This is a genomic window from Pseudomonas sp. NFIX49, from assembly GCF_900115915.1.
GTDB classification, from domain to species: Bacteria; Pseudomonadota; Gammaproteobacteria; order Pseudomonadales; family Pseudomonadaceae; genus Aquipseudomonas; species Aquipseudomonas pharyngis.
In genome coordinates, this window is sequence record NZ_FOYE01000011.1 from 40968 (window position 1) to 58709 (window position 17742).

Here is a 17742-nt window from a genome sequence, read left to right on the forward strand (position 1 = left end):
ATGGCGGCATTCCCACGCGGAGCGTGGGAACGATCATTTAAGCGTTCTTACAAGACGCGAACGCGCAGCGAACGGCCCTTGATCTTGCCGTTGTTCAAGCGCTGCAGCGCTTGCATGACCACGGTGCGTTCAACAGCCACATAGGACTGGAAGTCGAAGATCGCGATCTTACCGACCTGGGCGCCCGGAATGCCGGCCTCACCGGTCAGTGCGCCGAGAATGTCGCCCGGACGCACCTTGTCCTTGCGCCCGCCAGCGATGCACAGCGTGCTCATCGGCGGTTGCAGCGGGGCACCGCCCTGGGACTTGAGGTTATCCACCTGATCCCAGTTCAGCGGGGTTTTCTGCAGTTGTTCGATGGCTTGCGCGCGGTGGGCTTCGGACGGCGCCACCAGGCTGACCGCGATGCCTTTCTCGCCGGCACGACCGGTACGGCCGACGCGGTGAATGTGAATTTCCGAGTCGCGGGCCAGTTCGACGTTGATCACCATGTCCAGTGCATCGATGTCCAGACCACGGGCGGCAACGTCGGTGGCAACCAATACCGAAGTGCTGCGGTTGGCGAACATCGCCAGCACCTGATCGCGGTCACGCTGTTCCAGATCGCCGTGCAGGCCGACGGCGGAAATGCCTTTGGAGGTCAGGTGATCGACGGTTTCCTGCACCTGCTGCTTGGTGAAGCAGAACGCCACGGTGGAGGCCGGACGGAAGTGATGCAGGACCTTGGTCACCGCGCTCATGCGCTCTTCCGGGGAAATCTCGTAGAAGCGCTGTTCGATCTGGGTGTCGTCGTGGAACGCTTCGGCCTTGACCGTTTGCGGGTCGCGCATGAACTTCGACGCCAGCTGCTTGATGCCCACCGGGTAGGTGGCCGAGAACAGCAGGGTCTGACGGCGGGCCGGGGTCTGTTCGATGATGTCTTCGATGGCGTCGTAGAAACCCATGTCGAGCATGCGGTCGGCTTCGTCGAGGATCAGCGTGTTGAGGCCGTCGAGAACCAGCGAACCCTTGCGCAGGTGCTGCTGGATGCGGCCCGGCGTACCGACGATGATGTGCGCGCCGTGCTCCAGCGAGCCGATCTGCGGGCCGAAGGATACGCCGCCGCACAGGGTCAGGACCTTGATGTTGTCTTCGGCGCGGGCCAGACGACGGATTTCCTTGGCGACCTGGTCGGCCAGCTCGCGGGTCGGGCAGATCACCAGCGCCTGGCAACCGAAGTAGCGCGGATTGATCGGGTTCAGCAGACCGATACCGAACGCGGCGGTCTTGCCGCTGCCGGTCTTGGCCTGGGCGATCAGGTCCATCCCCTTGAGGATCACCGGCAAGCTCTGCGCCTGGATCGGCGTCATCTGGGCATAACCGAGGGAGTCGAGGTTAGCCAGCATGGCGGCGGACAGCGGCAAAGTATTAAAAGCGGTGGCGATGGTGGTCACGGGACTGGCCTGCAAAACAAAATGTCGCGCAGTGTAGCAGCCTCTGGCCACTTTCCTCGAAAGTTCTGGACGAACGCAAAGCCTGTGACGAGGGCCGGTCCCCTCGCCACGCAGACCCCGGTCAATGCTCGATGTGTTCCTCCCGGCGCTTGGCGCGCCGTCCGTCCTCTTTCGAGAGCTGCGAGAAAATCGTCGCCGCCAGCATCGCCATGATCCCGACGGTCACGAACGTGAGCTGGAAAGCGCCCAATACGGTCTCGACGCCATCGTTGCCGATCTCCGCCGTAAAGCCGCCGAGCAGCGCACCGGCACACGCCACGCCAAGGCTCAGCGACAACTGCGCCACCACCGACAGCAAACTGTTGCCGCTGCTGGCGCTGGCGTCGTCGAGGTCGATCAGGGTCACGGTGTTCATCGCGGTGAATTGCAGCGAGTTGATCGCCCCGAGAACCGCCAGCAGGCACAGCAGCAGCCAGTACGGCGTCTGCTCGCTGACCAGACCCATGCTCGCCAGCATGATCCCCAGAAACAGCGTGTTGCCGGTCAGCACGATGCGATAGCCCAGACGCTCGATCAGCGGCCGCGCGCCCCACTTGGCGACCATCGCCGCAGCCGCCAGCGGCAGCATGCTCATCCCGGCCTGGGACGGCGAATAACCCAGCGCCACTTGCAGCAGCAACGGCACCAGAAACGGCAGGGCGCCGCTGCCCAATCGGGCGAACAGGTTGCCGAGGATGCCGACCGCGAAGGTGCGGGTCTTGAACAGCGACGGCGCGAACAGCGGGTTTTCAATGTGCCCGGCGCGCAACCAGTACGCTGCCAGACACGCCATGCCGCCGAACAGCAACAGCATCACCCGTAGGTGCGGCAGGTGCAGTTCGCCGAGGCCTTCCATGGCGATGGTGATCAGTACCATCGCCGCGCCGAACAGCAGGAACCCCAGGCTATCGAAACGCGTGCGCTCGGTACCGCGCAGGTCGGGGATGAACTTCCACACCGCATAGCAACCGATGACGCCGACCGGCAGGTTGATCAGGAAGATCCAGTGCCACGTCAGGTATTCCACCATCCAGCCGCCCATGGTCGGGCCGATCAGCGGGCCGAGCAGGCCGGGAATGGTGATGAAGCCCATGATCCGCACCAGTTCCGAGCGCGGGTAGGCGCGCAGCACCACCAAACGTCCGACCGGCAGCATCAGGGCACCGCCGAGGCCCTGGATCACGCGCGCGCCGATCAGCATGCTCAGGCTGCTCGACAAGGCGCAGAGCAGCGAGCCCAGGCTGAACAGCAGGATCGCGCCGAAGAAGATTTTCTTGGTGCCGAAGCGGTCGGCGATCCAGCCCGACGCCGGGATCAGCAAGGCCACGGTGAGCATGTAGGCGATGATCACGCCCTGCATGCGCAGCGGGTCTTCGGCCAGGTCCCGGGCCATGGCCGGCAGGGCGGTGTTGAGGATGGTCCCGTCGAGGGACTGCATGAAGAAAGCGATGGCGACGACCCATGGCAACCAGCGGGCGGTGATGGCGTCGAGAGGCGGGCGGTTGGGCATGGAACCTCTTGTGGGTTGTTGGATGATCGTTCCCACGTCGAACCGTCCGCGTGGGAATGCCGCCATGGACGCTGTGCGTCCGCTGTAAAGTGACGCGGAGCGTCACGGGATGCATTCCCACGCAGAGCGTGGGAACGATCAGGTCCGGGATTTACAGGGTCAAGGTCAATCGGCTCACCAGCGCCCCCGGCAACAACGCCGACGAGGTATTGCGCTGGCTATAGGTGCTCGCCGACAGCAGCAACTCACGCTCGGCAGTCAACGCTTCCAGCTGCGAACCCAGCAGGCTGTAGGCGCTGTCGTCGAAGCGCATGGTGCTGACCGGCGCCTGAATCTCGCCGTTTTCCACCCAGAATGTGGCAAACCGGGTCATGCCGGTCAGGCGCGCCGCCGGTTGATCCGAGAAGTTCAGGTACCAAAGGTTGCTGATATACAACCCGGTACCCAACTGCTTGAGGATCTCGGCCTGGGACAAGTCGCCGGCGGCCATGTTCAGCGCGCTGGGCGATTCACCGCCGCCGGCGCCGTTGGCGGTGAGGCCGTATTCGGCTGCGCTGCGCGAGCCGACCAGTTGCTCGCCGGCCTGGCCTTCGATGATCAGCCGCAGATCGCTGCGCGGGTAACCCTCGCCGGAAAACGCCGGACTCAGCGAACCACTGACTTTTTCGTCGAGGGACACCAGCGGGCTGAACGCCTGATCGCCGGCATACAGCTTCTGCAACGGGCTGCTCTTGCTGGCAATCGACTGCGCCGAGAAACCGCCCCAGCACAACATGCCCATGATTTCTTCCAGCGCCGCCGGTGCCAGATAGGCGCGGTACTGGCCGGGCGGCAAGGTGCGCAGCGGTCGACCGAGAAACTCGAGTTGCTCGCGGGCCTGCTGGAAGCGGCGGGCGAAGTCTTCGCTGTTCCAGTCATGTCCGGCGTAGCTGGCCTTCACCGCTTCGCCGTTCTCGTGGAACAGGCTGAAGTCGAAGTTGAAGCTGTTGGCCTGATGCCAGCCGAATGCGCCGGAAGAACTGGCGAAGCCACGGCTGATGGGGCCAGCAGCGTAGAAACCGACCAGATCCAGACCTTCGGCCGCTTGAGCGATTTCAGCGACAACTTGCTCGGTGTCCGGCAGCGGATGCTCCTGCACATTCTTGCTCTGCCAGCCGTTGTGGTTGAGCAACAGGTACGGATCCTGCGGCAGCAGCGGCAGGGTTTTACGCAGCTGTTGCAGGCCTTCGGCAAGGCGTTGCAGGTCGGCTTCCTGATCGCCGGACAAGGTGATCTGCAGGTCGGCATGGCGACCGTCGTCGATCAGTTTCAGACCGATACCGGCTTGCTGAACTTGCCCGGCCTGACGCACCTTGGCGTGGTTGAAGCGCACGAAGGCCGATGATTCGGCGTCGTAACTCAGGGTGAACTGTTCCGGCTCGCGCACGGCATCGCGCAGCCAGTTGACCAGCAGCTTGAACGCCTCGGACTGGCTCTTGGAAATACTCATCAGGCGTCTCCCCCAAACACATCAACATTGCTGAACACGCAGGCCGGCGATGCATGGCCGACGCGGATCACCTGGTTCGGTTCGCCCTTGCCGCAGTTCGGCGTGCCCAGCACCTGGGTGGTGCCGGCGTTGCCGACGGCGCGCAGGCTCTTCCAGAAGTGCGCGGAAATGCCCCGGTAGTTCGGATTCTTCACGACGCCCTTGAGTTCGCCGTTTTCGATCAACTGGCCCCACTCGCAGCCGAACTGGAATTTGTTGCGTGCATCGTCGATCGACCATGAGCGGTTGGTGCTCATCAGGATGCCGTTTTCGATACCGCCGATCAGTTGCTCCAGCGGCTGGTCGCCCGGCTCGATGTTGAGGTTGGCCATGCGGTCGATCGGCGGTCGGTTCCAGCTGCAGGCGCGGCTGTTGGCAACGCCGTCCAGACCTGCGCGAAATTGCGACAAGGCACCGCCCAACGGACGGACCAGCAGGCCTTCGCGAATCAGGAATTGTTTGCTGGCCTTGGAGCCGTCGTCATCGTGACCGTAACTCGCCAGTTCTTCGGGAATGCCCGGATCGAACGTCACGTTGAGCAGTTTCGAGCCGTATTGCAGGCTGCCGAAATCCGAGGCTTTGACGAAACTGGTGCCAGCGTAATTGCGCTCGTCGCCGAGAATCCGGTCGAGTTCCAGCGGGTGGCCGATGGATTCGTGGATCTGCAACATCATCTGGTCGGGCATTAGCAGCAAATCACGCGGGCCTTGCGGAGTGTTCGGCGCGAGCAGCAATTGCAGCGCCTGATCGGCGACTTGCGGACCGGCGCCAATCAGTCCGCAGCGGCTGATCACGTCGGCGCCGCCCTGCTGACCGAAGTTCTCGCGGCCGAGGCTGCGGGTCTGGCTGTCGTTGCCGTCGTAGGCAGTAACGTCAAGGCCCGGGTAGACGAAGCGTTGGGCCTGGCGCAATTCGGCGCCGGCGCTGCTCAGGTAGATCTGTTCGACGTGGGTGATGCCGATGCTCACTTCCCAATTCACCAGGCGCTCATCCTTAGGCACAGAGGCGGATTCCGCGCCGAGCAGCTCGAAGCATTCGCTCAGGGACGGGAAGGGTTGTTCCAGATTGGGTGAAAAGTAATCGGCGCGGTCGCTGGACACCGGCTGCTGGCTCAGGTCGAGCAGGGCGTGCGGTTTGATCCGCCGGGCCTGCTGTTCGGCGCGCTCGAGGGCGGCTTGCAGGCCTTGTTGCGACAGGTCATTGGTCGCGGCGTAGGCTTCGACGCCGTTGATGCGAACGGTGAGCATCGCGCCTTCGTCGCGGCTCAGGCTCGGCGGTTCGGCGACGTTCTTGCGCACCGACAGGTACTGGCCGGACTCGCGCACATACCGCAAGGAAAAAAACTCGGCGCCCGTGCGCAAGGCAGCGAAGCGCTGCTTGAGCTGGGGGTGGAAATCGAACATCAGGGAACCTCCTTGTCATGGGAGCAGCGGCGAAGCGGATTCGGCGGGGAGGGATGAAGCGATCAGGCGAGGACTAGAGTAGGCCTGCGTGGGGTGTAGGATCAAGTGAAGAGGGGGTGTAGGGGGATTTACTCTGATAACAGCAGATCGTTCCCATGCTCCGCGTGGGAACGCCGCCATGGACGCTCTGCGTCCGCTGTGTGACGCGGAGCGTCACGGGATGCATTCCCACGCAGACGGTTCGACGCCTCGACGTGGGAACGATCCGAAGAGGTATTACGGCTTACTGAGCAACAGCACTCACATCACGCATCGGCTTGCCTTTCACCGGCGCATCGCCAGCGACGTAGTAAGGTGCGTTGCTGCGCGGCAGCGGCTTGCGGCCACGGATCTTGTCGGCGATTTTCTCGGCGATCATGATCGTCGGCGCGTTCAGGTTGCCGGTGGTGATGATCGGCATGATCGACGCATCGACCACACGCAGACCCTGCATGCCATGTACGCGGCCTTCGCCATCCACTACGGCCATGTCGTCGGTGCCCATCTTGCACGAGCAGGACGGGTGGAACGCGGTTTCTGCGTGCTCGCGGATGAACTTGTCCAGCTGCTCATCGGTTTGCACTTCGATGCCCGGGCTGATTTCGCGGCCACGGAAGGCGTCCAGTGCAGGCTGTTGCATGATTTCACGGGTCAGGCGGATGCCGTCGCGGAATTCCTGCCAGTCCTGCTCGGTGGCCATGTAGTTGAACAGGATGCTCGGGTGCTGGCGCGGATCCTTGGATTTGACCTGGATGCGACCGCGGCTCGGCGAACGCATGGAGCCCATGTGCGCCTGGAAGCCGTGCTCTTTCACGCCGTTGCTGCCGTTGTAGTTAATCGCGACCGGCAGGAAGTGGTACTGGATGTTCGGCCACTCGAATTCCGGACGGGTGCGGATGAAACCGCCGGCTTCGAACTGGTTGCTGGCGCCGATGCCGGTGCCGTTGAACAGCCACTCGGCACCGATGGCCGGCTGGTTGTACCAGAGCAGCGACGGGTACAGCGAGACCGGTTGGGTGCAAGCGTATTGCAGGTACAGCTCAAGGTGATCCTGCAGGTTTTCGCCGACGCCCGGCAGATCGTGAACCACCGGGATGTCGAGGCTTTCCAGCAGTTTCGCCGGGCCGACGCCGGAGCGTTGCAGCAGTTGCGGCGAGGCGATCGCGCCGGAGCAGACGATGACTTCCTTGCGGGCGCGGGCTTCGACGCGCTCTTCAGCGGCGCCGACCAGGTAACGCACGCCAACGGCACGCTTGCCTTCGAACAGAACCTTGTCGGTCAGGGCGTGAGTGACGATGGTCAGGGTCGAACGCTTCTTGGCCACGTCCAGGTAACCACGGGCGGTGGAAGCACGACGGCCGTTCGGCGTCACGGTGCGGTCCATCGGGCCGAAGCCTTCCTGCTGGTAGCCGTTGAGGTCTTCGGTGCGCGGGTAACCGGCCTGTACGCCAGCTTCGACCATGGCGTGGAACAGCGGGTTGTTGCCCGCCTTCGGCGTGGTCACGCTGACCGGGCCGTCGCCACCGTGGTAGTCGTTCGGGCCGATGTCGCGGGTTTCCGCTTTGCGGAAATACGGCAGGCAATCGAGGTACGACCAGTCTTCCAGGCCTGGCAGTTTCGCCCAGCCGTCGTAGTCCATCGCGTTGCCACGGATGTAGCACATGCCGTTGATCAGCGAGGAACCGCCGAGGCCCTTGCCGCGACCGCATTCCATCCGGCGACCGTCCATGTGTGGCTCTGGATCGGTTTCGTACGCCCAGTTGTAGCGACGGCCTTGCAGCGGGAATGCCAGAGCGGCCGGCATCTGCGTGCGGAAATCGAGACGGTAGTCCGGGCCGCCGGCTTCAAGCAGCAGGACGGTGACGCCTTCGTCTTCAGTCAGACGGGTCGCCAGGGTGTTACCGGCAGAGCCGGCACCGACGATGATGTAATCGAATTCTTGGGACATAGGTCCTCCGGGAGTTTCAAGCTGCAAGCTTCAAGCTGCAAGAGAGCAGCGAGCGGTGCTGAGATAGAGCGGCAAACCAAGCTGCTTTTACTTGCAGCTTGAAGCTTGCCGCTTGTCGCTGGATCAGCTGATCAAAATACCGAAACGTACTCGCCCAGCTCGACTTGCACGGACTTGATGCGCGTGAAGTTATTGAGAGAGCTGATCCCGTTCTCACGACCGACGCCCGACTGCTTGTAACCGCCAACCGGCATTTTTGCGTCGGACTCGCCCCAGGCGTTGATCCAGCAGATACCGGCTTCCAGTTGATGAATCACGCGGTGGGCGCGGTTCAGGTCGCGGGTGACGATGCCGGCGGCCAGGCCGAAGTCGGTGTCGTTGGCGCGGCGGATCACTTCTTCTTCGGTTTCGTAGCTCAGGATCGCCATCACCGGGCCGAAGATTTCTTCACGGACGATGGTCATGTCGTCGGTGCAGTCGGTGAACACGGTCGGGGCCACGAACGCGCCTTTGGCGAACTCGCCGTCGGTCAGACGCTCGCCGCCGCACAGAACGCGGGCGCCTTCTTCTTTACCTTTGGCGATGTAGCCCAGCACGCTTTCCATGTGCGGGAAGCTGACCAGCGGGCCGAAGTTGGTGTTTTCGTCTTCCGGGTTGCCAACGCGGATGCGCGCAACGCGCTCGACGATCTTGGCTTCGAAAGCGGCTTTCAGGTGGCTCGGCACGAACACGCGAGTGCCGTTGGTGCAGACCTGACCGGAGCTGTAGAAGTTGGCCATCATGGCGGTGTCGGCGGCGCGATCCAGGTCGGCGTCGTCGCAGATGATCAGCGGGGACTTGCCGCCCAGTTCCATGGTCACGTCCTTGAGCGACGAAGCCGAAGCGCTGGCCATGACCTTCTTGCCGGTGTCGGTGCCGCCGGTGAAGGAGATCTTCTCGATGCGCGGGTGCTCGGTCAGCCAGGTGCCGACTTCACGGCCGCTGCCGGTCAGAACGTTGAACACGCCATTCGGAACGCCGGCTTCGGTGTAGATTTCGGCCAGTTTCAGGGTAGTCAGCGAGGTGACTTCGCTTGGCTTGAAGATCATCGCGTTACCGGCCGCCAGGGCTGGAGCGGATTTCCACAGGGCGATCTGGATCGGGTAGTTCCACGCGCCGATACCGGCGACAACGCCCAGCGGCTCGCGACGGGTGTAGACGAAGGAAGTGTCACGCAGCGGGATCTGTTCGCCTTCGATGGCCGGTACCAGGCCTGCGTAGTATTCCAGCACGTCGGCGCCGGTGACGATGTCGACGTACTTGGTTTCGGAGAAGGCTTTACCGGTGTCCAGGGTTTCCAGGGCCGCCAGTTCATCGTTGCGCTCGCGCAGGATGTCGACGGCGCGACGCAGGATGCGCGAACGCTCCATGGCGGTCATCGCGGCCCAGATCTTCTGGCCCTTTTCGGCGCTGACCACAGCACGCTCGACGTCTTCCTTGGTCGCGCGTTGCACCAGTGCGAGGACTTCACCGTTAGCCGGGTTGATGGCTTCGAAGGTGGCATCGCTGCCGGCGTCGGAGTACGCGCCATCGATGTAGAGTTTTTGCAGTTCGAAACGGGCCATAGTGTCCTCGCAAGTGCATTAGTGGTTGGCGTTGGTCACCGGGTGAGCCATATAGCTGTGGCATCGCGGGTCGGTGACAGTTCAGGGGCCGAGCGTTTTCTCTGTGCTCTAGCTCACCTGCTTGGCCAATTGGAAATCCATGTATTCGTAAGCGATCTGTTGCGCCTGCGCAGTGTCGAAAGCGTCTCCCGACAGCGCGCCGCGCAACCACAAACCGTCGATCAGAGCTGCCAGTCCACGGGCGGCGGTGCGCGCATCTTCGAGCGGCAACACACGGCGGAACTCGCAGCACAGGTTGGAATACAGACGGTGATCGTTGATCCGCTGCAACCTGTGCAAAGACGGCTGGTGCATGCTGGTGGCCCAGAAGGCCAGCCAGGTTTTCATTGCCGGGCCATTGACCTGGCTGGCGTCGAAGTTGCCTTCGATGATCACCTGCAGATGCGCCCTAGGGCTGCTGTCTGCCAGCGCCTGACGGCGCGCGGTGACGCTCTCGCTGAGGACGCTCATCAGATACCGCATCGTGGCGGCGATCAGGCCATTCTTGTCCTGAAAATAGTGACTGATGATGCCATTCGAGACACCGGCCAAACGGGCGATCAGCGCAATGCTGGCGTCCCCCATTCCGACCTGATCAACCGCCTGCAATGTGGCTTCGATCAGTTGTTGGCGGCGGATGGGTTGCATACCGACCTTGGGCATCTTGCACATCTCCTTAGGCCTTCCGACGGGCGAATGACGCCTATCGGATTGAGGGCCAGTCTATTTTGTTTTGATTGAACGTTCAATCAACAAAGAATAAGATCTGCGACAAATCGTCGCTGCCTACAGAATTTTCTTACGTGTAAGTGGCGATAAAACCGACATCCGAAAAGGCTCGAAACCTGCGCGCGGCAAGGCGCGGTTCGACGTTCGACGGACGTGTTGAATGGGCAAGACGCTCAAGGCCAGGTTTCGGATGAACGTCCATGCCTCGGCCACGACGGCGATTCGCGATGCCATCTCTGCAGGTTCGGGCTTTTTTCGGGGTGTCTTTATATCACCCGCCGGTCGGCTGCCAACTAACCGATTGGTCGGGTTCCGTGTTGCCTTGTGTTCTTCTCTCGCACTGCCTGGAGCATTTGTGCCATGAGTTCTGCCTCGCTAATAAAGACCCCGCCCGAGAAGGTGACGGTCAACGGTTGGGTGTTCTACACCTCTACCGCGCTGATTCTGTTGTTGACCGCCATTCTGATCATCGCCCCGCAAGAGGCCGGCAGAATGCTGGGAGTGGCTCAGGCCTGGTTGTCCCGCAGCTTCGGCTGGTACTACATGGTGGTGATCGCCGCTTACCTGGTGTTTGTGGTGGGCCTGGCGTTTTCCTCGTACGGCAAACTCAAACTGGGCAGCAAGGACGACACCCCGGATTTCAGCTACGGCGCCTGGGCCGGGATGCTGTTCTCGTCGGGTATCGGTATTTCGCTGCTGTACTTCGGTGCATCCGAGCCGCTGGATCACTACTTCAATCCGCCGGAAGGTGCGTCGGCTACCAACATGGCGGCACGTCAGGCTGTTCAGCTGACTTTCCTGCACTGGGGACTGCACGGCTGGGCGATCTACGCACTGGTCGGTCTGGCCGTGGCCTATTTCGCTTACCGTCATAACCAGCCGCTGGCCCTGCGTTCGGCGCTGTATCCGCTGGTGGGCGAGCGTTGGGTCAAGGGCGCTGCCGGTCATGCGGTGGACGGCTTCGGCATGTTCGTGACCCTGCTGGGTCTGGTGACCAACCTGGGGATCGGCTCGCTGCAAGTGTCCTCGGGCCTGGAAAACCTGTTCGGCATGGAACACAGCAACACCAATCTGCTGATCGTGATCATCGTGATGAGCACCGTGGCCACCATCGCCGCCGTGTCCGGTGTGGAAAACGGCATCCGTCGTCTGTCCAACCTCAACATCATCCTGTTCAGCGGCCTGCTGATTTTCGTCCTGCTGTTCGGCCCGACCCTGCACTTGCTCAACGGCTTCGTGCAGAACATCGGCGACTACCTTAACGGCGTGGTGCTGAAGACGTTCGACCTGTACGTCTATGAAGGCGACAGTGAGAAGTCCGACCGCTGGCTGGGTCTGTGGACGCTGTTCTACTGGGCGTGGTGGATTTCCTGGGCCCCATTCGTCGGCATGTTCATCGCGCGTATTTCCCGTGGTCGTACCGTGCGTGAACTGGTGGCTGGCGTGCTGCTGATTCCGCTGGGTTTCACCCTGGCGTGGCTGTCGATCTTCGGTAACTCGGCGCTGGATCTGGTGATGAACCAGGGCGCGGTGGAACTCGGCAAGACGGCGCTGGAACAGCCGTCGATGGCGATCTATCAGTTGCTGGAACACTACCCGGCGTCGAAAGTCGTGATCGGCGTGTCGATCTTCGTTGGTTTCGTGCTGTTCCTGACCCCGGCCGACTCCGGCGCGGTGATGATGGCGAACCTGTCCTGCAAGGGCGGCAACGTCGACGAAGACGCTCCGCACTGGCTGCGGATCTTCTGGTCGGTCGTGATCACCCTGGTGACCATCGGCCTGCTGTTCGCCGGTAACTTCGAAGCCATGCAGACCATGGTGGTGCTGGCCGGCCTGCCGTTCTCGGTGGTGCTGGTGTGCTTCATGTTCGGCCTGCACAAGGCGATGCGCCAGGACATGCAGATCGAACAGGAGCAGGCGCAACTGGCTGAACGCGGTCGTCGTGGTTTCAGCGAGCGCCTGACCCAGCTGGATCTGCAACCGAGCCAGTCGGTGGTGCAGCGCTTCATGGACAAACACGTCAGCCCGGCGCTGGAAGATGCCGCGGCGCAGATGCGTGCACAGGGTCTGGAAGTGCAGACGCTGCTGGGCAAGTCCAAGCGCTGCATGGGCGTGCGGGTCGAGATGGAAGAGGGCAACCCTTTTGTCTACGAAGTGAGCCTGGACGGCTACCTGGCCACCCCGAGCGAGTCGGTCCAGTCCGATGAAGCGCGTCAGCGTTTCTACCGCGCCGAGGTGTACCTGCACAACGGCAGCCAGGACTACGACCTGATGGGCTTCACACAGGATCAGATCACACGTGATGTGCTCGATCAGTTTGAAAGCCATCGGCAGCTCCTTGGCCGGGTCTATAGCTGAGTTGTGAAGTGATCTTTCCTGCACGTTGTGCGGGAATACAAAGGGGCTCAAGTTGAGCCCCTTTTTTGTGTCTGATCGTTCCCACGCTCTGCGTGGGAATGCCTCAACGGACGCTCCGCGTTCGGCTTTTGATTTGGGACGCGGAGCGTCCCGGGCTGCATTCCCACGCGGACGGTTCGACGCCTCGACGTGGGAACGATCACGCCGCGATCCTCTCGCGGCGTTTTTGTGTCTGCTCTCTTTACCCCAGGTTCTTCCCGAGCAGCGCGTGATACAGCTCGCTGTCGCCGAGAATCCCCACCACATGATTGTTGTCGTGCAGCACCAGTTTGTTGCCGGTCTGGTAACGGATCTGCAACGCGTCGCGCATGCCGATGTTCGAGTCCACCAGCGTCGGTTTGCGCTCCAGGCCTTCCACGGCTTGCCCCGGTGCCCAGTTCTGCAGGTTCAGCACCGAACCGTTCTGCCGCGCACCCTTGATGGTGTTGCCTTCGGCCAGATCCAGCCACGAATCGCCGCCCGGATCCAGACACACCGAACCGTTGATGCGTTTGCAGTTGTCCAGGGTGCGCATCAGGCTGCGACCGCACAGCACGTTCAGCGGGTTGGTGTGGGCGACGAAGGTGCGCACGTAATCGTCCGCCGGGTTGAGCACGATCTCTTCCGGCACGCTGTACTGGATGATCCGGCCGTCTTTCATGATCGCGATGCGGCTACCGAGTTTCAGCGCTTCGTCGAGGTCGTGGCTCACGAACACGATGGTCTTGCTCAGCTTGCGTTGCAGTTCCAGCAGTTCATCCTGCAGGCCCTGACGGATCAGCGGGTCGAGCGCGGAGAAGGGTTCGTCCATCAGCAGAATGTCGGCGTCCATCGCCAGCGCGCGGGCCAGGCCGACACGCTGCTGCATGCCGCCGGACAGTTCGTCGGGCTTCTTGTTGCGCCATTGGGTCAGGCCAACCAGTTCGAGTTTGTCATCGACCAGTTTGCGCCGTTCCTTCTCCGGACGACCCTGCATTTCCAGACCGAAACTGATGTTCTCGCGCACCGTCAGCCAGGGCATCAGGGCGAACTTCTGGAACACCATCGCGATGCGTTTGGTGCGCATCATTTTCAGCTCGGCCGGGGAGCAGGAAGCGATGTCGATCTGCTTGCCTTCATGTTCGACGAACAGCTTGCCGCGGCTCACGGTGTTGAGGCCGTTGATGCAGCGCAGCAGGCTCGACTTGCCGGAGCCGGAGAGGCCCATCAGCACGCAGATCTCGCCTTTGTTGATGTCCAGGCTGGCCTTTTCAACGCCGACGATCTGCCCGGTCTTTTTCAGGATCTCACTGCGAGTCAGGCCTTGATCGAGAAGTTTCAGTGCTTCGCGCGGATCCTTGGTGAAGATAACGTCAACGTTATCGAAGCGAATTATGCTCATGCGTCACCCCCTGCTTTGGCGTCGGGTTGTTTGCAGATACGGTCGAGCATGATCGCCAGCAGTACGATCGCCAGGCCCGCTTCGAAGCCGAGGGCGATATCAGCAGTGTTCAGTGCGTTGACCACCGGTTTGCCGAGTCCGTCGGCCCCCACCAGTGCCGCGATCACCACCATCGACAGCGACAGCATGATGCACTGGGTGATGCCGGCCGCGATGCTCGGCATGGCGTGAGGCAGTTCGATCCTTGAAAGCAGTTGGCGACGCGAGCAGCCGAAGGCCTTGCCGGCGTCCATCAGTTCTTGCGGGACATCGCGGATGCCCAGGTAGGTCAGGCGGATCGGCGCGGCGATGGCGAACACCACCGTCGAGATCAGGCCCGGCACCACACCCAGCCCGAAGAGGGTCAGGGTAGGAATGAGGTAAACGAAGGTCGGTACGGTCTGCATCAGATCGAGTACCGGCCTCATCAAAGTGTAGAACATCGGTTTGTGCGCGGCGACGATGCCCAGCGGCACGCCGATGACCACGCAGACCAGGGTCGCGAACATGACCTGGGCGAGGGTTTCCATGGTTTCCTGCCAGTACCCCAGGTTGAGGATCAGCAGGAAGGAGGCGACCACGAACGCGGTCAGGCCCCATTTGCGTTGAATGAAGTGGGCCAGCAGGGCGATGAGGCCGATCAGCACCAGCGGGTTGAACCAGGTCAGCGCAAACGTCACGCCGTGGATCATCGTTTCCAGTGTCACGGCGATTGCGTCGAAGGTGTTGGCGCCGTGTTGCGTCAACCATTCAACGAAGCCCGCGATGTACTGGCCTAAAGGGATTTTCTGATCAATCAGCATGGTAGTGAACGTCCGCATGCAAGGAATAAACAGCCCGGGCGGTTAGCCCGCCCGGCATAAGCGATGCCTCTTTAATTCAAGGCTGTGCGAGTTTGGCTTTCACGGCCTCCAGGCCTGGTTTACCGTCAATGGTGGTCACGCCAGCGAGCCAGGTATCGAGCACCTGTGGATTCTTTTTCAGCCAGGCCTTGGCGGCCGCGTCAGGCTTCATCTTGTCGTCCAGGATGTTGCCCATCAGTTCGCTTTCCATGTCGACGGTGAACTCCAGGTTTTTCAGCAGTTGGCCAACGTTGCTGCATTCCTCGGCGTAGCCCTTGCGGGTGTTGGTCGCCACGGTGGCGGCGCCGAAATCCGGGCCGAAGAAGTCATCGCCGCCGGTCAGGTACTGAATCTTGAAGCGCTTGTTCATCGGGTGCGGCGCCCAGCCGAGGAACACCACGGCGGTGTCGCGTTTTTGCGCGCGGTCGACCTGCGACAGCATGCCCGCCTCGCTGGATTCGACTACCTTGAAGCCGGCGTCTTTCAGGCCGAAGGCGTTCTTGTCGATCATGCTCTGGATCAGACGGTTGCCGTCGTTGCCCGGCTCGATCCCGTAGATCTTGCCGTCGAGTTCCTTCTTGAATTTGGCGATGTCGGCGAAGTCGTGCAGGCCCTTGTCATACAAGGCCTGCGGAACGGCGAGGGTGTACTTGGCGCCCTTGAGGTTGGTGCGCACGGTTTCCACGGTGCCGGCGTCGCGGTAGGCCTTGATGTCGTTTTCCATGGTCGGCATCCAGTTGCCGAGGAACACGTCCATGTTCTTGCCGTCGGCCAGCGACTTGTAGGTCACGGGTACGGAAATCATGGTGGTCTTGGTCTTGTAGCCGAGGGCCTGAAGCACGACGGAGGTGGTGGCGGTGGTTGCGGTGATGTCGGTCCAGCCGACATCGGAGAAGTTCACGGTATTGCACTGCGCCGGTTCTGCGGCTTGAGCCAGTAACGGCAGACTCAGCATGGCGGCCAACAACAACGACGGGGAACCTTTCATGAATGGACTCCTTGGTGTTTTTTTTGGCAGTGTTCCGATTGGACCACCGCACTTATGGGTTGCGGTTGGATGGCGTTCTGGAGACAGCTCTACCGCAGCGCCTTGCAATCGAGTCGATACGATCATGTACCAGTGAAAATCTGACGCCTACAGGGTGCGTCGTATCCAGTACAGGGATGGTCGCATCCAGTGTCAGTGACGTCGTTTACAGCTTTTTTCTGCCCTTTCTGGCCATCTGAACCGCATAAAAACGGCGAAAACACGGGCTGAAACCGGCACGGCGTTTGTGGGCATGAGTACGTCGGTGTCAGACGCCGAACGACCCGGGAAAAGCCTGATGATGCGGGCATTCCGGCGGATCGCAGCTTGAGCGTAGCAGCTCCGCCAGCGGGCGTTTCACGCCCCGGACCGGCACTTTCAGGAGCTCTGCAGCAATGGCTATCAGCGTTTTCGACCTGTTCAAAATCGGCATTGGCCCCTCCAGTTCCCACACCGTCGGGCCCATGCGCGCCGCCGCCCTGTTTGTCGAGTCATTGCGCGACAAACATTTGCTGGAGCAGGTGCGTCGCATCGAGGTGCAGCTGTTCGGTTCGCTGTCGGCCACCGGGGTCGGTCACGGCAGCGACAACGCGGTGATCATGGGCCTGATGGGCGAGTGGCCGGACGCGATCGACCCGTCGCAGATCGGCCCGCGGATCCAGGCTCTGCGTGAAACCCACACGCTGCTGCTCGACGGTCGTTTGTCGGTGCCCTTTATATGGGCCCGCGACATGCGCCTGATCGACGAGAACCTGCCGTTCCACCCCAACGCCATGACCCTGGTTGCCGAAGGCGATCACGGCGAGCTGCATCGCGACACCTACTATTCGGTCGGCGGCGGTTTTGTGGTGGACGAGGCGCAAGCCTCCAGCGGTGTGGTGGATCTGGATCGCACCGAGTTGCCTTACGACTTTTCCAGCGCGGTGGAGCTGCTGGAACTGTGCAAGACCCACAACCTGCGCGTGGCCGAATTGATGATGGCCAACGAGAAGGTCTGGCGCAGCGAAGAGGAAATTCGCGCCGGCCTGATGAAGCTCTGGCGGGCGATGCAGGATTGCGTCGAGCAGGGCCTCAAGCACGAAGGCATCCTGCCGGGCGGCCTCAACGTGCGCCGCCGCGCGGCGAAGTTGCACCGCAGTCTTCAGGAATTGAACAAGCCCAACGTGATCGGCTCGACCCTCAGCGCGATGGAGTGGGTCAACCTGTTCGCCCTGGCGGTGAACGAGGAAAACGCCGCCGGCGGGCGCATGGTCACGGCGCCCACCAACGGCGCGGCGGGGATCATTCCGGCGGTGCTGCATTACTTCATGAAATTCAGCGAGGCGGTGACCGACGCCAACGTGGTCGACTACTTCCTCGGGGCGGCGGCGGTGGGGATTCTGTGCAAGAAGAACGCCTCGATCTCCGGTGCCGAAGTCGGGTGTCAGGGGGAAGTCGGTTCGGCCTGCGCAATGGCGGCAGCTGGTCTGGCGGAAATCCTCGGCGCAAGCCCCGAGCAGTTGTGCAACGCGGCGGAAATCGGCCTGGAACACAACCTGGGTCTGACCTGCGATCCGGTGGGCGGCCTGGTGCAAGTGCCGTGCATCGAACGCAATGCGATTGCGGCGGTGAAGGCGATCAATGCCGCGCAGATGGCCTTGCGTGGGGACGGTCAGCACTTCATCTCGCTGGACCGGGTGATCCGGACCATGCGCGATACCGGCGCGGATATGCATGACAAATATAAAGAGACTTCGCGGGGCGGGTTGGCGGTCAGCGCGGTGGAGTGCTGATACCTGGTCGCC

12 protein-coding genes are annotated in these 17742 nt (G+C 61.9%); 2 read left to right on the top strand and 10 right to left on the bottom strand.

Features of this window, described 5'->3' with window-relative positions:
• Positions 1-47: 47 nt before the first annotated feature.
• The 7 genes from dbpA to betI all read right to left on the bottom strand — a co-directional run bounded on the left by dbpA (position 48) and on the right by betI (position 10206).
• On the bottom strand, positions 48-1433 hold the full coding sequence (dbpA, locus tag BMZ46_RS27270; RefSeq protein WP_007959732.1) for an ATP-dependent RNA helicase DbpA: 1386 nt from the start codon (positions 1431-1433) through the stop codon (positions 48-50).
• Between the two features lie 121 nt (positions 1434-1554).
• Positions 1555-2982 (bottom strand): multidrug transporter subunit MdtD, encoded by a 1428-nt coding sequence (gene mdtD / locus BMZ46_RS27275; protein ID WP_039767988.1) that lies wholly within the window; start codon positions 2980-2982, stop codon positions 1555-1557.
• 151 nt (positions 2983-3133) lie between these two features.
• Entirely contained in the window at positions 3134-4471 is a 1338-nt protein-coding gene (locus tag BMZ46_RS27280; protein WP_074692103.1) for a TldD/PmbA family protein, read from the bottom strand.
• Complete coding sequence (locus BMZ46_RS27285) at positions 4471-5913, bottom strand: TldD/PmbA family protein (protein ID WP_074692106.1); 1443 nt, start codon at positions 5911-5913, stop codon at positions 4471-4473. The genes BMZ46_RS27280 and BMZ46_RS27285 overlap by 1 nt, the downstream gene beginning before the upstream one ends.
• Before the next feature lie 283 nt (positions 5914-6196).
• Positions 6197-7900, bottom strand: a complete 1704-nt coding sequence (gene betA, locus BMZ46_RS27290) for a choline dehydrogenase (protein ID WP_039767991.1) — start codon at positions 7898-7900, stop codon at positions 6197-6199.
• Between the two features lie 131 nt (positions 7901-8031).
• Complete coding sequence (betB, locus tag BMZ46_RS27295) at positions 8032-9504, bottom strand: betaine-aldehyde dehydrogenase (RefSeq protein WP_039767992.1); 1473 nt, start codon at positions 9502-9504, stop codon at positions 8032-8034.
• 108 nt (positions 9505-9612) lie between these two features.
• Positions 9613-10206, bottom strand: coding sequence for a transcriptional regulator BetI (gene betI / locus BMZ46_RS27300; protein ID WP_064599977.1), 594 nt, complete (start codon positions 10204-10206; stop codon positions 9613-9615).
• 483 nt (positions 10207-10689) lie between these two features.
• Between betI and BMZ46_RS27305 the strand changes: the two genes are divergently transcribed.
• Entirely contained in the window at positions 10690-12630 is a 1941-nt protein-coding gene (locus BMZ46_RS27305) for a BCCT family transporter (protein WP_223290698.1), read from the top strand.
• Positions 12631-12871: 241 nt separating this feature from the next.
• Here the strand turns inward: BMZ46_RS27305 and choV are convergent, their stop codons facing one another.
• The 3 genes from choV to BMZ46_RS27320 form a co-directional block, all read right to left on the bottom strand.
• Positions 12872-14050, bottom strand: a complete 1179-nt coding sequence (choV, locus tag BMZ46_RS27310) for a choline ABC transporter ATP-binding protein (RefSeq protein WP_011336304.1) — start codon at positions 14048-14050, stop codon at positions 12872-12874.
• On the bottom strand, positions 14047-14892 hold the full coding sequence (choW, locus tag BMZ46_RS27315) for a choline ABC transporter permease subunit (protein ID WP_039767993.1): 846 nt from the start codon (positions 14890-14892) through the stop codon (positions 14047-14049). The genes choV and choW overlap by 4 nt, the downstream gene beginning before the upstream one ends.
• Positions 14893-14968: 76 nt before the next feature.
• Complete coding sequence (locus BMZ46_RS27320) at positions 14969-15919, bottom strand: choline ABC transporter substrate-binding protein (protein WP_074692109.1); 951 nt, start codon at positions 15917-15919, stop codon at positions 14969-14971.
• A 434-nt stretch (positions 15920-16353) separates the two neighbouring features.
• Between BMZ46_RS27320 and BMZ46_RS27325 the strand changes: the two genes are divergently transcribed.
• Entirely contained in the window at positions 16354-17730 is a 1377-nt protein-coding gene (locus BMZ46_RS27325) for an L-serine ammonia-lyase (RefSeq protein WP_039767995.1), read from the top strand.
• Positions 17731-17742: the final 12 nt, after the last annotated feature.

Coding starts and splice junctions, on each gene's coding strand:
- mdtD (WP_039767988.1), bottom strand. CDS start 2,982: ATGCCCAACCGCCCGCCTCTCGACGCCATCACCGCCCGCTGGTTGCCA.
- betI (WP_064599977.1), bottom strand. CDS start 10,206: ATGCCCAAGGTCGGTATGCAACCCATCCGCCGCCAACAACTGATCGAA.
- betA (WP_039767991.1), bottom strand. CDS start 7,900: ATGTCCCAAGAATTCGATTACATCATCGTCGGTGCCGGCTCTGCCGGT.
- BMZ46_RS27280 (WP_074692103.1), bottom strand. CDS start 4,471: ATGAGTATTTCCAAGAGCCAGTCCGAGGCGTTCAAGCTGCTGGTCAAC.
- choV (WP_011336304.1), bottom strand. CDS start 14,050: ATGAGCATAATTCGCTTCGATAACGTTGACGTTATCTTCACCAAGGAT.
- BMZ46_RS27320 (WP_074692109.1), bottom strand. CDS start 15,919: ATGAAAGGTTCCCCGTCGTTGTTGTTGGCCGCCATGCTGAGTCTGCCG.
- BMZ46_RS27285 (WP_074692106.1), bottom strand. CDS start 5,913: ATGTTCGATTTCCACCCCCAGCTCAAGCAGCGCTTCGCTGCCTTGCGC.
- BMZ46_RS27325 (WP_039767995.1), top strand. CDS start 16,354: ATGGCTATCAGCGTTTTCGACCTGTTCAAAATCGGCATTGGCCCCTCC.
- choW (WP_039767993.1), bottom strand. CDS start 14,892: ATGCTGATTGATCAGAAAATCCCTTTAGGCCAGTACATCGCGGGCTTC.
- betB (WP_039767992.1), bottom strand. CDS start 9,504: ATGGCCCGTTTCGAACTGCAAAAACTCTACATCGATGGCGCGTACTCC.